The following is an 864-nucleotide window of genomic DNA, read 5'->3' on the forward strand; positions in this document are numbered from 1 at the left end:
CCCAATCGCCTGATGCACCAACAAATGTATCACGGAAACCAAGAGTACCACCAGAAACACCACCGTGGCCCCAATCAGTGCTATCTACATAACCAGATTCAATTTGCATTGTAATTAACACATTTTCAAACATTTCTTTATGTGCACGAAAACCAATGCGTGATTCATTTTCTACTACATAACCAGAACTTGCATCATTATTATCAGTTGTGTTGTAGTTAACCAACGAGATAGCAGCTACACCGTAAACTTCAACATTAAAATCAGAGTTGTTACCCACTTCTTTTGCTGTAACACCAGTAGCAACTAACGCAATAGCTGCACCTAGCAATGTTTTCTTGAACATAGTCATAATTCCTTCATTTAACTAATTAAGAAATGTAGGTCCATTTTGAATTGGCCGCCAAACGGAACCATACATTCGATTTATTGTCTGAGGTGAAATATGACAAACTTTTTTTCTAATGAAAATCTAGTTATATTTATTGAGTGATCAAGATCAAATCAGCAATTTAATAAAAAAACATAAACAAACAAAAACAATAACTTAGTCGGGGTTTTATAAGAATATAAAAAAACAACAAAAACGCAATAGTGAAGAGACTCTCACAAAAGAGTCAGTAACATATAAATCAAGAGATACAGATCACTCTTAATTTACATAAATTGATACTACTTCACTTTAAATACCAAAAAAGTGCGAACTAAGTCGCACTCTAGTAAAATCAAAAAAACCTTAACTATATGAAATTAAAGTCTTATTTATGATGGAGTAACCACGTTAAAATAGTCGACTTATCTTCTACTGACGATTTCTCATACCAATACGTCAACATCTCAAGGGATTTTGATGTACTCGCTAAT

1 pseudogene is annotated in these 864 nt (G+C 33.2%); it reads right to left on the bottom strand.

What is annotated here, in order from left to right:
* Window positions 1–355 (bottom strand): annotated as a pseudogene (locus A6E04_RS20785) (porin); the annotation flags it as partial.
* Window positions 356–864: the final 509 nt, after the last annotated feature.

This window comes from Aliivibrio logei, assembly GCF_001691055.1.
Lineage (GTDB): Bacteria > Pseudomonadota > Gammaproteobacteria > Enterobacterales > Vibrionaceae > Aliivibrio > Aliivibrio salmonicida.